We start from the raw sequence: 14,265 nt of genomic DNA on the forward strand, positions 1-14,265 counted from the left end.
ACCTCCGTCCCTCGACCTCGGTACGCGAACGTCCGGTTCGAGGTCGCGTCAAGCGTACACGCTTCAGCCCACGACTTCAGTCGTGGGCTTTCGCGCTGTTCAGCGGTACCGCCGGAGGACGATCGGGAACGAGCGTCACTCAACCGGAGGGAGTGTCCGAAAACGGTCCACAGGACCGTTGCCGATCCGATTGGTCTGGTCTAGGCGTTGATCGAGACGTCCGAGACCGTCAGTGTAACGTCGTCGAACTGGATATCAACGCTACAGATCTCGTAGGTCGTCTCACCGAACTCGACCAGGAATCCGTCGGTTTGGATTTCCGCGGAGTCGAGCTCGAAGGTTCGCTCATCGATGTCGATCGATGGCAGTCCGGGTCCCGATAGTTCGACGTCTTCGATCGAGGCGTGTCGATCCTCCACTGTGAAGTCGATACTGCTGATCTGTGTTACGTCGGCACTCTGGCCACCAGCGACTGCCCCCATCGAGAGGAGGCTAATCGCAAGCACCAGTGCGATTCCCGCAGCGCCGACTCGTGTAACTGATCGCATACCAGTTGATTACAAAACATCAACTGTTATTAATCTGTCCGCTTCAGGATCATACCAATCAAAAAGTAACACAAAACCTGTCACAAGAGAAGTGAACTACAGCACCTCGATTCACGTCTCACCTTGTACAAATGGAGACCGCCTCTTCGTATGAAATATGGCATAATACTACTATGATATTATGTTTTCAGTTTTATTGAATAGATTTATTAACCGAGGGAGAAATATACAAGTATGGACAGACGACTTTTCACGAAAGTCGCGGGTGCTTCGATGGTTGGAGCCCTTGCCGGCTGTACATCACCCGACGAGGAGGAGTCGGATGAGACTGATGACGAGGCAACGGTCGAGGATGACGATGAGCCGGCCGACGATGAAGAACCGGCCGATGACGACGACGAGCCGACCGATGACGAACCCGGAGAGGGGACGGACGAGGACGTCGATGACGAGGAACCAGCCGACGACGATGAACCGGTCGATAACGAAACCGAGGAGGAGCCGGACGAGGAACCAGCCGACGACGAAGACGCTGACGAGGAACCGGAGGACGAAGAAGAGGATGAAACCGACGACACAGACGAGGACGAGGCCGCTGACGACCCCTCGGAGCCGGACGAGCTAGACGCAGAGCTCGTGTTCGATGACGAACTCGAGGGGTTGCTCGAGGTCGACCACGAGTTCGTCTGGGAGTCCGACGAGGGATCACACCTCTGTAATATCAACGTCGAAATGGAAAACACGTCGGCGACCGCCGAGCTCTACTACGAAGGGATCGGTCTGATCACCGACGCCGATGGGAGTCACCTCGCCAGTGATGTTGCCCGGTTCAGTCTGGACCCGGAGAACAGCTCCGAGCATTCGTTCTCGCTCGATCAGTGTGCTGAGACGGCTGCATACCGCGTCGAGTTCGAAGCGGACCGGATCGTCGAGGAGTGAGTTGAGACGGACAGCCCAGCGGTAGCCTGTCTTGGGGCTCTCCGTTCAGGCTACGACCTGTGGATCGGTTGGCCTTTGCTACCGAGCGGTATGTGTCTTGACACCTCATATATAGTTCTTACTCCCTCCATGAATTGTACTGATTTTATATACTATCATCAATTCACATTGAATTGTTACGATGAAAGATAGACCGGCAACGAAGCACTCACAGCAGCGATCAACGACCAGCCGACGGGCGCTCATCGTCGGCGGCTCGGCGACGACGCTCGGAGCCGTCACGTTCGGGACGGTCAGCGGCGAAGAGTCGGTGACGGAGGAGGTCCGGACGCTGCGTTCGGGGACGCGGTATGAGACGCCGGCCTACATCCGCGAGGCACCGGCGGCGGGCGAGACGGTGGTCGTCCTCGGTGGCGTTCACGGCAGCGAGACCGCCGGTGTCGACGCCGCACATACGGTCCGCGAGTGGGCGTTCGAGCAGGGGACACTCGTCGTGATCCCCGAGGCCAACGCGCCCGCGGTCAGAGCCCAGACCTACAGCGGTCCCGACGGCGATCTCAACCAGCAGTTCCCGGCCGGCCGGTCGCCGACGACACCGATCGCCGCGGCGCTCTGGGAGTTCATCACCGAACTGGATCCCGCGGCCGTCATCGATATGCACAGCTCGATGGGGATCTGGGGCTCCTCGCGGGGGCCAAGCGGGTTCGGGCAGGCGATTTTTCCGTCCGCCGCGGGTGGCTCCCGGGAGATCGCAGGGCGGGTCAACCGCTCGCTGAACGAGAAACTGATCTCCGCGTCCGAGGAGTACGACAGCGCCTACGAGTTCACGCTCGGGAATACGCTCGGCGGTGAACATCCGCGTCTCATCCACAAGGTCGCGGCCGATCTCGACCGAGCCGGCTATCTGACGGAGGTGACCCGTCACGATACCGATCTCGCGACTCGGACCAGGTGGTCCGAAGCAGTCGCCGCGGAACTACTCGAGAACCACGGTATCGAGGTCGAGTACACGCCGGAATAGCGCCCGCTCGCATACGGACCGGAGACACGACAACAGCGGTAACCCGTAAGCTCTCGTCTCGCTTCGTGAGGGCACGGGGTCGTCTCACGAAACTGAAACCCACTCACGACGTCGTTGTGAATCGCGTTACATCACTGCCGAAACACGGCGCAGATCGAGTAACCCGGTCGAATGAACACCGAGAGCCCAGACAGCAACTCCGGCGAGAATAGCAGGAAGTGCAATCCACGCCGCTGTCGTCAATGCAAGAACAGCAACCACGACACCCGCCATCGCGGCAGTTATCGCGGTCGTCCGAGCGACGGTCCAACCGATAGTGGAGACGTCAAACCGGATCTCCCGATACATAATCAGGAGATTCACACCCGTGTACAGCGAGTGGGTGATAATCGTTGCCCATGCTGCACCGACAACACCCATGATCGGGAGCAGGATAACGGTCAGAACGACGTTGGCAACGGCAGCCGATCCACGGGCGTAGGCACGCGTCTTTGCTCGCCCGAGATAATCCAGTGCCTCGCTCGTGATCCGGAGGACCCCCTGAAACGACGCATACATCGCGAGGATCTGGAGCACAGGTGCTGCACCGGCGTACTCCGATCCGAACGCCAGTACGATCACCGGCTCGGCGACGAGCACGAGTCCAACGCCGGCTGGGATGTACAACATCAGCATATAGCCAAGCGCCTCCTCGTAGAGCCGACGGACGGTCTCGGTATCACCCGCAGCGTTATCCGCTGAAAGCGTCGGAGCGATCACGAACCCGAGAATTTTCGCTGGACGGTCGACGATCGTGACGACTTGTTTGGCAAGCGAATAGTACGCTACCGCGACAGGGGTCAGAATCGCACCAACGAGGACGGTGTCGACCTGTTTGTCGAGCTGGTTCGCACCACGGGTCGCTGCTAACGGCAGCGCATACTCGACGATCCGCCTCCGGAGACCGTCCTCGACCGGTCCGACCTCGTCGAGATGGGGCCGATACGTCTTGCGATAGAACGTTGTCACCCCGATCAGACAGGCGATAACACCGCCGACAGCAAACCCGGCCAGCGCCCCGATCCCACCCGTGCCAAGGAGTGCAAAGACCGTCGCGAACAGCAGCCGAAGGAGTCCCTCGAGCCCCTGAACGAGGCCTGCGTACTCGATCTGTTCGGCACCCTGAAACACTGCGCGGAGATACGAGATACAGGCGAAAGTCACCAGAACGATCGTCCCGACTTGGAGATAGGGGGCTACGGCGGGCGTTCCGACCAGTGTTGCAAGCGAGTCAGCACCAGTATATAGCACAGTCCCAACAAGCGCGACGGAAACGACCGCGACCGCACCGCCGAACTCGAGAATATGACGTATCTGGGTTGGATCATCGATCCGGTACTCCGAGACGTATCGTGCCGTCGATTTTCCGATCCCCCAGTCACTAATCACCCGTGAAACCTGAACAACCGCGAGCGCAAGGAAAACCAGGCCATACGCATCCGGTGATAGAAGCCGTGCGAGAACGACATACAACAGTGCCGTTGCTCCAGCGTGTACGAACTGACCGATTGTCTCGGCACGAAGGCGACTCGCGACCACATCTGCCCGGCCCATTGGTCTCCGTTCGAGTATCGGGTGTGCTAATTCTACCGATCTGACTGCATCAAAAGGATCAATAGGGCCAGGAATAAATTAACCTCCGAAGAATGAGAACATCTCATGTGGTTGATGATTTTTTGTTCTATGGGTGTGAAATAGATCCGGAGGTAGTCGGCCTCCCCGAGACTCTACTGGCAAACCCACCAAGGGAATCCTATCGTGACGATGTCCCCGAACTCACGTCCCGTGCGACTGATCTTCTGCATACGATTCTCGCCGAGCGGGTAGCAGCGCTTCCCAGAGAAACCCAACATATTATTCCGTTAAGTAGTGGACTTGATTCACGTATCCTTCTCGAGGCACTCTTAGAACATGTTGCCACAGAGAATATAACGACAGTTAGCTATGGCTCTCCTGGTACATGGGATTTCGAAATTCCTCGCGCGATCGCTAATGAAGTCGGTGTCGACCACCAGCAAATCGACCTCACAAGCCAACAAACGGAGTGGTCGCTTTCTACACTTGAGACACATACTACGACGTTAGATACCTATCAAAATATCTTTGAATCGTATCCGAACTCACTACCTGCGGAGAGAATGGATGCTGAACGAAGCGTTATCTGGAGTGGGTTTTACGGAGCACTAACTGGCGGAAAGCTGATGAGTAATCGACCAACATCATGGAACGCGGCGCAACAGTATTTTGTGGACTGGAACAAGAGCACAGACTCACCACTTCTCAGTCACGAATACACACCGGAGACGGCGCTTCCATCCGAGCCATGGCTTCCCGCCGATGTACTTGGATACGATCTGCAACTGAATCTCGGGGTTCGCCAACGATGTAACACTGGACCGGGTGTGATTTGTGATCCAGAACTGTACGAAGCCCCGTATACAGACGACAGATGGGTCCAGTTTTGGTGTCGAGTACCGCGTAAGTACCGACAGAACCGCTCTCTGATCGAATCGGTGTTCTACCACATTTGTCAGCGCACGCATACGTACCCATCGGATAGTAACTACGGAGCACCCCTCTCACGCAATAGCTATTTTGCCTTCGCATGCGGCGCTTTCAACGTTCTCTATGCGCGTGCAAAGGCAGCACTTTTTGACGGGATCCATTACCCTGATCCGCACGAAAATTACGTGAACTACGGCGCCGCTTTCCGATCTGATGGACGATTCCGAAAGATCGGGCAAGAGGCAATTTCCAGTCTTGAAGACCGCAACCTCTTTGAGCAAGATGTCTCAGATCGGTGGAAGACACATCTCCGGAAAGGTGGCCTCGGTAAGGAAATTCAGCTTCTGATCTCCCTGGAACTGTTCTTGCGAGTTGAAGACGAGAATCAAAAGCCTCCCAAAGTCCGAGTATAGAAAATCATAAATTAATAGCTAATACTCTTGCTAGATGAAGAACGCCGATGTTGAGTCTTTAACGAGTGATGATTGTCGTATCATTAGACTTATTTTTGATCGGTTGTTCGATTGGACTACAACCATACTGCTATTACCATTAACGGAAATGAAAACAAAAAAGTTTGGGGAGGTTAGTGGTAGAAGACAGAGCGATGTCTCGGTAACTGGATGGGTTAGACTTAACAGGTATACAATTGAAGGAAAGTGATAATGGCTACACCACCACTTGTGAGTGTCGTAATTCCCACGTACAATCGGATAGACCTGCTGCCAAAAGCCATCGATAGCGCGCTCAGACAAACATACAACAACCTTGAGATAATTGTCGTTGACGACTGCTCGACCGATGGCACACGAGAGTTACTCGAAGAACGATACGAATCGGAAATTCAGTACCTACGTCACGAGAAGAACCGTGGCGGGAGTGCAGCGCGGAACACGGGAATCGAAGCGGCGTCCGGAGAATATATCGCATTTCTTGATTCGGACGACGAATGGCTGCCACAGAAAGTAGAGAAACAGGTCGCCCGATTAGAGGAACTGTCTGAAGACTGGGTTGCTACGTACTGTGATTTCCATCAAACGAGGCGTTCATGGCTGGTCGAAACGTTCGACAATATCTTTCCGCGGACAAGCGGTCAGGAGGGGGGAACGGAGCTAATTGAGGACCTTCTCACCAAACAGTTCGCCCACGGTGGGTCCTCCTCACTGGTGATCCGCACAGCGACGTTAAACGCACTCGATGGCTTCGACGAACGGTTTCAGCGCCATCAAGATGTCGAATTGTTGCTTCGGTTGCTCCAGCATGGAAAGCTGGCATACGTTGACGAGGAACTGTTCCGAAAGCACGATTCCGGGAACCCCTCGCTGGAAGACGTTGTCCGTTCGGACCGACTCTACAGGGAGCAGTTCTCGTCACTGATCGAGGAGTACGAACAACGGGGTTTCGATATTAGTGGCATTCACAACTATAGATTGGCAAAGTATTACTTTCGAAACGGACTCTTCAGGAAAGGCGGAACATATCTGCGAAAAGCATCATTTCCGGAATTTAGAGACGCTGTAACAGTAATGTTGGCAGTTATAACAGGTATCAAGACAAAAGTCCAGAACGCTTCCATTACAGTGTTTGGAAGCAGTGCCAACTGACTTCTTGAATACTACTATATATATATTCTGAATGAAGGGTGCTCGAGCCTGTAAGCCAATGTCTTATTTAGGTACGGACACAACCAACCGCAAAGAAATGGACGTCTCTGTGATAGTCCCGGTTTATAATGACCCCTCTGGGATTGAAGGTACGCTGCGGTCGATGACAGCGCAATCTTATAACCCAAACAAATATGAAGTCATCGCTGTTGATAATGGATCCTCGGATGAAACGCCAGCGGTTATCAAACACTACGCAAACGAGTATCCGGAGATCGTGGTGGCTGAACAGGAAACGGAAGTTCAGGGATCGTACGCTGCGAGAAATACCGGTATAAGCAAATCTTCCGGAGAGATTATAGTATTCGTTGACGCCGACGTAATCGTACCCGAAGAGACGGTAGAAATGATCGTCGAGAAGTTCTCTACCACTCATTGTGATTATTTGGGCCTCGATATCGCAGTAACCATCCCGGAGACAGAACAGGGACTCATAGCACGATACAATAAGGCCCGCGCATTTCCTGTAGAGTTCTATCTAACCCATCACGATTTCGCGCCGACCTGCGGATTAGCAATCAAACGTTCGATTATTGAGGATGTAGGGAGGTTCGACCAGCGGGTAACTTCGGGTGGTGATTCTGAGTTCGGAAAGCGCGTTGCAAAGGCCGGATACACCCAGTGTTTTGCACCAGAAATTGAACTAAGCCATCCTGCACGAACGACGTTTTCAGAGATTCTCTCAAAGGGTGTTCGCCTGGGCGAGGGCCGGGCACAGCTCAGACAGAATCATGGTGAGAGTTCCCTCAAATTAAAAGATATTCTTCCCCCCCACCCGGTGAAGTATTGGAAGCGGCTTAGCAAGAAGAAGCCAATTATTATGTTTGTCGTCTTCTATATCCTGGAGACAATAATGAAAACCTGTAAACTAAAGGGAATAATAAAAGAAGGGGTTAAGCATCGGTTTGGCAGTAGCAGATAGCACTAATAGCCTACTATTTTAGTGACTAAATGAAGATTATTATCTTTATAGGAAAGAATATAATAACGTTCATCCTTGTATACCTAACTTCATGAAAGAGAAACTATCCCGGGCCAACGAAATACGGAAGAGTAGTGACGAATCGTTGCTTCAAAAGGGAATAGGACTCGGTACACGAACCGTAAAGTCAACAGCGAAACGAGCGACATATACGGCTTGTAGAGAGGCCTATCAGTCGCTCCCAAGCCGAGACAGTTGGACAGTAGGACGAACTTTGTATCCGCTTGAGGACCAAGATCCAAACTGGACGTACCACAACGAGGAATGGGACCGAGTAGTCGATCGTTGGGAACACCGTCGATTGCTGCAAGAGAACCGCTGTCTAACGGTTTTCGACTCGGAGCAACAACCAGACGAGCGGGTCACATGGAACAATAACAGTGAGTTCTCGGTTGACGTTCCCGCCGGAAAAGCGGATCGGTGGGTCTACCTCTACTTGGACCCTGTTGAACACATCTGGCGCAACTTCAAATGGGAGTTTGTGGTTTCGCGGCAGTCACAGTTCAAAGAACTCCAGTTCGGATTCCGGTACCATGACTTCTACAATCGATATCGCTTTCGGCATCAAGATAGCCACTTTCACTATGATACCGTTCTAAATGGTGAGTTCTACAATAGCCAAAATAAAGTTCCATACCCGATGAAGACGGGAGCGGAATACCATGTCACTATTCAGGCGATCGACAATCAGTTCTCTCTCACCGTTAATGGTCAGACAATCCTCAATGAAGTTGATTTCCTAAGACGGTTTCCTCGTGGTTCGTGTGCAATCATTCTCTGGGAAGACGACGATATCACACCGATTCGGGCGAAGATTCATAGTTTAGAGGTTACTGAGATCGTTCCCGAATAGTTACCTCTCGGTTCGTAGCTCTAGTTTAGAGGGGGACCGCCGATCGGACTTCCTGTGTTTCTATCAATCCAACTAATATACTAGCTGTAAGCCAGACGAGTCCACCGAACAGGACAACTGCAACCAATGAAACGAGACCAGTAATCGTAGACGCAACAGGTAGTACGGCTACTGCCATAACTGCAGTGACGGCAGTAATCTTGGCACAGCTTCGACCGATGGAGCGCCAGTTTAGATCTAACTCGAGGTTCATCAGATACACGTTAAATGCAACATACACTGCGTACGAGCTGGCGGTCGAGATTGCTGCACCAACGATTCCAATAGTAGGAATGAGAACAATGTTTAGAAGCAGGTTGGTCACGGCTGTCGTACCTTTTGCGTATGCACGGTACTTTGCTCGGCCGAGATAGTCGAGCCCTCCTTCAGTGATGTAAGCAACAGCCTGTGCAATCAAATAAACAGTCAAAATTTGTAGAACAACCGTCCCACCAGCGTATTCGGAACCGAACAGAAGGGTAAGCGTTGGCTCTGCAACGATAACTAACCCAACCATCGCTGGAATGTAGAACAAGAGGACCCCTGTCAATGCATCGCTGTATAGTTTTGAGGCAGTGTCGAGATTCCCACGCCGCAACTGCTCGCTGTACCGCGGACTTAGAGAGTAGCCGAGTGATGTTGCAGGTGCCTTCAGAAACGTCATCACCTGTTTGGCAACAACATAATAGCTCACCGCAAGGGGTGTCAGAAATGCCCCGACAAGGAGAATATCTACGCGTTTGATAACAGTATCACTGTTTTGTGTTAGTGAGATCGGAACTGCATATTCAGCAACTTGTCGACGAAGCCCGGGTTTTATTTCCCCTCTCTCAAATCCAGAATATTGGTAATAAACGAAACCGACTGCAAGGGCTGCTGCACTGAGAGAGCCAATAACGTGGCCTGTTAGGGCACCAACTGCACCAAATCCAGCGAGCACTAACCCGATTGCAACGACTGGTCGGATTACGGCCCCCAGAATCATAATATATGCCGACCAATTGATTTTCTTAAACCCCTGGCATATTCTTCGTCCGCTGCTGACAACACCGCTTGCAAAGACGTATGCCGCTCCGGCGAGGAGCAACGGCTCCAAACCTGGCTCGCCAAAAATCACTACGAGGTGTTCGCGGGCAACAATCAGTCCGATGGTAACTGCTCCCAGCGTTATTACTAACGCTATAGCTGCGGTTTCAATAATATGGGGTATTTGTTGGGGGTCGTCCTCGATGTACTCTGTCACATAGCGAGCGGCAGATTTCCCGAGTCCCAATTTCCCTGCCAGTGTCGCTATCGTGAATATTGAGATTGAGAGGTACAACAGTCCGTACTCCGAAGGCTCCAACAAACGAGCCAGAACAATAGCAAGTAGGCCACCAGATATTGTTTTAGAAAATCTAGATAGCAAATCTATCCTAAATCCAGAGAGTATTTTATTAGTTATCGACATGAGGTTTTATAGACATCTCAGAATAGATAATTCTATTGGTGTGAGATAGAACTCTTTATGGGATCTGACCGTCGTGTCACCCTTCAGTGGGGGATCTCGGTGTGCGTTCACCGCTGATACCGTGTCACTTCCTCACTCACTGCTTGGATCGCTTCATCCACAGTTGCGTCCTCGGTATCGATGGTGAGTGTACAGATAGAACAATCCCTTCTCGAAAAGGTTTCGATGATCCTAGCCACCTTTCCAGCGACTTCATCGCAGATCTCAGCCGCGTTCGTGTCTCGGTCTCGTGCAATCTCCTCGAGTCGGCTCTCGTTTGTGTTCCGCTGTTGAAGTCGCGAAACGACTTTCGTGCCGTCAGTCTCGACGAATACGACGATGTGGGTCGTCGGGCTTGGGAACTGATCGAGGAGTCGATAGAGAACTGTCCTATCGCAGTCTGAGCCAGTGAGCAGTATCGACCACAGCAACTGGAACAGTCCTTGGTCAAGAATCTCGATCTCTGTTGTCGCACTCGACCGACTGTAGATGGTACGCAGGTATAGTGCGTATACACTCAGTTTCAGGAGATCGACGTAGGAACGTTGGTTCGTCCTACAGAGCAACCAAAGGATCTTCGTTGACTGAATCGGATGACGAATCAGTGCTATCAGGGCTAATTTAATAATAATCCCGTAACGTGTGAGATCAGACTCCGTTTGATGGGTTACCGAATAGGTCCGGTTATTAGCCGGAAGGGCGGTTGCCGTGAGATCGTCTTCAAGTCCGCGAGCAATCGTTGATTTTCCTGAAGCTGGGTTTCCAGCGAATTCAATAACAGCCGAAGAGGAAGATTTCGTCATAAGTGTACAAAACTAGGTGGGTGAAATAATACCACCGATACGAAAGCAGGGCTATTTCTCAAAGAGGTCGGTGATCAGATCGTTCCGAAGGATTTCCGCCCGCTTTCGTTCGACCGTGGCTGCCTCATCCTTCCTGTTTTTGATCATTTGAGAGATCGCGGTCTCCAGCTCCTGTGTACTGAGAGTCTCTCTTCCGTCAAAATAGTACTGTGCCTGGCCAAACTCGGCTAGGAGTTCTTTATACTTTATTGCCCACCCGATTGCAATAACTGGCGTGTTGTTTTTATACGCATGAACGAGCGAGTGATACCGCGAACCGATCAAGAATTCGAACTGGTCGATGATCCGTTCCAATTCGAGCGCCGAGAGGTCGTCATCTACCAAGTGAACTGCCTCCGTGTCATCGAACAGTTGCTGAATCTCTTTACAGATCGCCAAGTCTTCAGTTGAGTGTCGAAGGATGTATACCTCGAAACCAGCCGCCAGCAGTGTTTCGATCGTGGTACTGTAAATCTCGTCGAGTTCTCCATCGGTTTTTCGCTCTGCAACCCGTGCGTTCGGGACGATGCCAACGGCATCGGACTCGATCTCGATCTCTTTGATCGACGGTCTCTCAGTGTAAATATTTTCTAGATTATACTCATCGTATTGAAGTACGATATCGAACTGCCGAGAGATGTTGTCAGTGGTATACGGGAGAAGCTGTCGAACGCCATCATCCTCACGTGGGCAGATTATTTTTGGATATGGGAGATAGTTCGAAAGGAACGGTTCGAGAAGGAATTGCTGTGGTGTGGGGTAGTCGAACGGACCGATCGACTGCGGAAGGATATAGAGCGGGATGGAGTACTTTTTCGCAATTGCGATGTTCGACATGTATAGAAGCGACTTCTTTACGCCCCACTGGGAAGTGAGCGCATAGCCGTTGATATCGATCATAAAGAAGCAGTCATTCAAGATTGAGCGAACATCTTCGTGGACTGAATTCGGGACATCATACGTGAGTGAAAGGGGCATCGAGTCGATACGCTGGCTAACACCCCAAGGAACGATCGTGAACGCGTACTGTTCTTTCTCGGTGGGATCTCGTTCGAAATCCCTGTCAGAAAATAGATAAATGTCCTTCTCAGGGAATCGGCGCGAGAGTTGATCAACAACGGTAAAGGTCATCGCTTGGGCACCCTTGTTAAACAGTTCACCGCCCACGATGACTATCGATTCCTTTGTTGTTTCCTCGGACTCGAGGGCGTCTCCAGTCAACTTATCAGTTATCAACTCGGCACCAAGCCCACCAACGAAACTAGCTTTCTCGCTTAGATTAGCGATTGTGTTTTTCATATCTCTCAGTTACTTCACCAGCGTATAATTCTTCTCATAGCGCTTCTAAAAATATAGCAAATACAGTAATATAAATCCATACTGAATACCAATCTGATAGCGATTACACACGAGACAGTCGATAGATTATGGCTGAAGAACGAGCGGTTCGTCCCACTCGCGGTTGGTTCGGTCCCAGTCGATGACCTCCCGGACGCCCTCGCGGCTGTCCCGCGTGGGTTCGTCGCCCAGCAGGGCGTTGGCTTTCGAGATGCCGGCGTGGGTGTGGGCGGTGTCGGCCTCGCGGGGGGTTCGTGTACTCGAGGTCGAGTTCGCGTCCCCAGGTTGAACGTGGCGAGCGGGCCGCAGCGTGTTCGAGGACGTGCAGCATGGCGTCGAGACCGTCGTCGACGTGCCAGGATCAGTCAACGCCGTGAGAACGACGCTGGAGTCGCCGATTTTGGTCGGTCGTTCGCGAGATGGGTTCGCAAGAACGAACTGGGTATTATATCAATATGGTCTCTGCGATGATGGATCTCTCGGTGAGACGACGAGGGGTGCTTTCCGGCGCTTCGATCGGCGTGGCCACGATGGGCGGACTGTCAGTCGCGGATACAGGAGACGCGAGTCGAACGGACGCAGAAGCACTGAGCTGGCCCTCATATCGCGGTGGCAGTACGACCCCTGGTTCGGCGTCAGTTGTGCCCCCGCGCTGAGGATAGTGCCGTCGTTTTGATCGGCGTGTGTCCTCTCCGTGGCGGCTCCAGTGACTCCTCCGATCCGGAGGGGGGTCTCGAGCGACACGGCGACTCCGAAAGGCGAACCGGCAGAACACGACGGCGTTCCGAGCGCGGATCGGGTAGATATTAGCTCCGAAGAAACGCGAGCCCCACTTGCGGGCGGGAAGGCTCCTTCCCTGGTCGCGCTCGGCTCGAGCGTTGTTCCGACGGCTACCGTGCTATTGCCTCGAGCCACTGTGAGGCGGATCTGACGTAACGGTTCCCACAGTTGGACCCACCAGTAGCGCCGAACCCACGACGCTCGAGCCCCGTGGCGCCATCCAGCCTCGATCGGGTCAATGTCGCCTGTTGAGGCCGCGTTCTGCTTTTGTAACCTCGAAGCAAAACCCCACACGGCGATCCGGAGGATGGCAACCAGTGCGAGACTTCCCGTGCCGAGCACAACAAGGTCACCCGTCATCGTTCCCTGCTGAACGTCCCGCACGCGAGTACAATTAACCTCCGTTCGGCAGCACTGTCTGCGACCGGCGTACAACTCTGGAGGCCCGACCTCGGAACGTCGCGGTCTCGTCGCCATAGTGAGTGCCGATCCTCCCCGTCAGGGCTGGAGCCACGCCGGTCGCACCTCGTCGTCTGGATCACGCGGAAGTCGGCGTCCGCCAGCGGACCTGGTCGACGTCGCTCGCGACGTGGTAGTACTTCGTTGTCTCCGGCAGGTTCTCGCGAGAGCTCGGCTCCGCGCGGACACACCGGAGCCACTGCCCGTTCTCTCGGTCCAAGACGACGACCTCGTCGAACGCGAGGCGACGGCCGTTCTGTAGCTCGACGATGATGGTACCCACTATAGTCCTCCGTTTGAGTATATTTCTTTTATTCTACTGTGTATATTTATAATTATTGTATAGTAGATTACAGTAGAGATCTGGGTGGTGAGAAATTGCCCGCCGGGAGCAGTACGGCAGGGAAGGAGCGCCCGGTCACTGTCTCCGGGAAACGGCTGTGATACGCGCCGAGCGAACCGCAGTGATGGGAGTATGGCTCCCAGTACACGGTCGTCGGGGCACTGCCGTACACCCGGCCGCCGAGACGACGTCCACGCTATCGCCTGTCCGTTCTCGCGGCCTGTCGTGTCCTATCCGGGTCCGCTTTCGGCGTCCGTCCCGAGGCGGCCATCGAGCGTGTCGGCGGGCTTTCCCCGGCGACTCGGAGAGGCCGAGCCGGCCGGGAGCCTTGAGGCGGAGGCGAAGCTGTTTGCGGCCCGTCGTTCCGACCGGCGCCTCACAGGCCAGCGCCTCGAGCACCGTTCGACGCATCCCGTCGGCCGGA

General features: G+C 53.4%; 13 protein-coding genes. 6 read left to right on the forward strand and 7 right to left on the reverse strand.

Going from position 1 to position 14,265, the window contains the following annotated elements; translation table 11 throughout:
* Positions 1–200: 200 nt before the first annotated feature.
* Positions 201–548: a hypothetical protein gene (locus tag NATOC_RS14375; RefSeq protein ID WP_015322187.1), complete on the reverse strand. Its 348-nt coding sequence runs from the start codon at positions 546–548 to the stop codon at positions 201–203.
* A 234-nt stretch (positions 549–782) separates the two neighbouring features.
* Between NATOC_RS14375 and NATOC_RS14380 the strand changes: the two genes are divergently transcribed.
* Together NATOC_RS14380 and NATOC_RS14385 are read left to right on the forward strand one after the other, a co-directional pair.
* Positions 783–1,487 (forward strand): hypothetical protein, encoded by a 705-nt coding sequence (locus NATOC_RS14380; protein ID WP_015322188.1) that lies wholly within the window; start codon positions 783–785, stop codon positions 1,485–1,487.
* Between the two features lie 181 nt (positions 1,488–1,668).
* Positions 1,669–2,508 (forward strand): succinylglutamate desuccinylase/aspartoacylase family protein, encoded by an 840-nt coding sequence (locus NATOC_RS14385; protein ID WP_015322189.1) that lies wholly within the window; start codon positions 1,669–1,671, stop codon positions 2,506–2,508.
* Between the two features lie 126 nt (positions 2,509–2,634).
* Here the strand turns inward: NATOC_RS14385 and NATOC_RS14390 are convergent, their stop codons facing one another.
* Positions 2,635–4,101 carry a flippase gene (locus NATOC_RS14390; RefSeq protein ID WP_015322190.1) on the reverse strand — a complete coding sequence of 489 codons (1,467 nt, stop codon included), beginning with the start codon at positions 4,099–4,101 and terminating at the stop codon, positions 2,635–2,637.
* 107 nt (positions 4,102–4,208) lie between these two features.
* On the opposite strand from NATOC_RS14390, the gene NATOC_RS21955 reads away from it, so the two are divergent.
* From NATOC_RS21955 to NATOC_RS14400, 4 genes are all read left to right on the forward strand, one after another.
* A complete protein-coding gene (locus NATOC_RS21955) occupies positions 4,209–5,465 on the forward strand; it encodes an asparagine synthase-related protein (RefSeq protein ID WP_157224630.1) in 1,257 nt (418 codons plus the stop codon).
* A 252-nt stretch (positions 5,466–5,717) separates the two neighbouring features.
* On the forward strand, positions 5,718–6,656 hold the full coding sequence (locus NATOC_RS14395; RefSeq protein ID WP_015322192.1) for a glycosyltransferase family 2 protein: 939 nt from the start codon (positions 5,718–5,720) through the stop codon (positions 6,654–6,656).
* Between the two features lie 97 nt (positions 6,657–6,753).
* Positions 6,754–7,638, forward strand: coding sequence for a glycosyltransferase (locus tag NATOC_RS21165; RefSeq protein WP_157224631.1), 885 nt, complete (start codon positions 6,754–6,756; stop codon positions 7,636–7,638).
* A gap of 274 nt (positions 7,639–7,912) precedes the next feature.
* On the forward strand, positions 7,913–8,551 hold the full coding sequence (locus tag NATOC_RS14400) for a hypothetical protein (protein WP_157224632.1): 639 nt from the start codon (positions 7,913–7,915) through the stop codon (positions 8,549–8,551).
* Between the two features lie 25 nt (positions 8,552–8,576).
* On the opposite strand, the gene NATOC_RS21170 is transcribed toward NATOC_RS14400, so the two are convergent.
* From NATOC_RS21170 to NATOC_RS14420, 5 genes are all read right to left on the reverse strand, one after another.
* Positions 8,577–10,040 (reverse strand): flippase, encoded by a 1,464-nt coding sequence (locus NATOC_RS21170; RefSeq protein WP_015322195.1) that lies wholly within the window; start codon positions 10,038–10,040, stop codon positions 8,577–8,579.
* A 107-nt stretch (positions 10,041–10,147) separates the two neighbouring features.
* Positions 10,148–10,882 (reverse strand): AAA family ATPase, encoded by a 735-nt coding sequence (locus tag NATOC_RS14405; RefSeq protein WP_015322196.1) that lies wholly within the window; start codon positions 10,880–10,882, stop codon positions 10,148–10,150.
* Between the two features lie 51 nt (positions 10,883–10,933).
* Entirely contained in the window at positions 10,934–12,220 is a 1,287-nt protein-coding gene (locus NATOC_RS14410; RefSeq protein ID WP_015322197.1) for a polysaccharide pyruvyl transferase family protein, read from the reverse strand.
* A 126-nt stretch (positions 12,221–12,346) separates the two neighbouring features.
* Positions 12,347–12,628: a Rossmann-fold NAD(P)-binding domain-containing protein gene (locus NATOC_RS14415; RefSeq protein WP_049888786.1), complete on the reverse strand. Its 282-nt coding sequence runs from the start codon at positions 12,626–12,628 to the stop codon at positions 12,347–12,349.
* A gap of 949 nt (positions 12,629–13,577) precedes the next feature.
* A complete protein-coding gene (locus tag NATOC_RS14420) occupies positions 13,578–13,781 on the reverse strand; it encodes a hypothetical protein (protein ID WP_015322199.1) in 204 nt (67 codons plus the stop codon).
* Between the last annotated feature and the right edge of the window lie 484 nt (positions 13,782–14,265).

It is taken from the genome of Natronococcus occultus SP4, from assembly GCF_000328685.1.
In the GTDB taxonomy this organism is placed as follows: Archaea; Halobacteriota; Halobacteria; order Halobacteriales; family Natrialbaceae; genus Natronococcus; species Natronococcus occultus.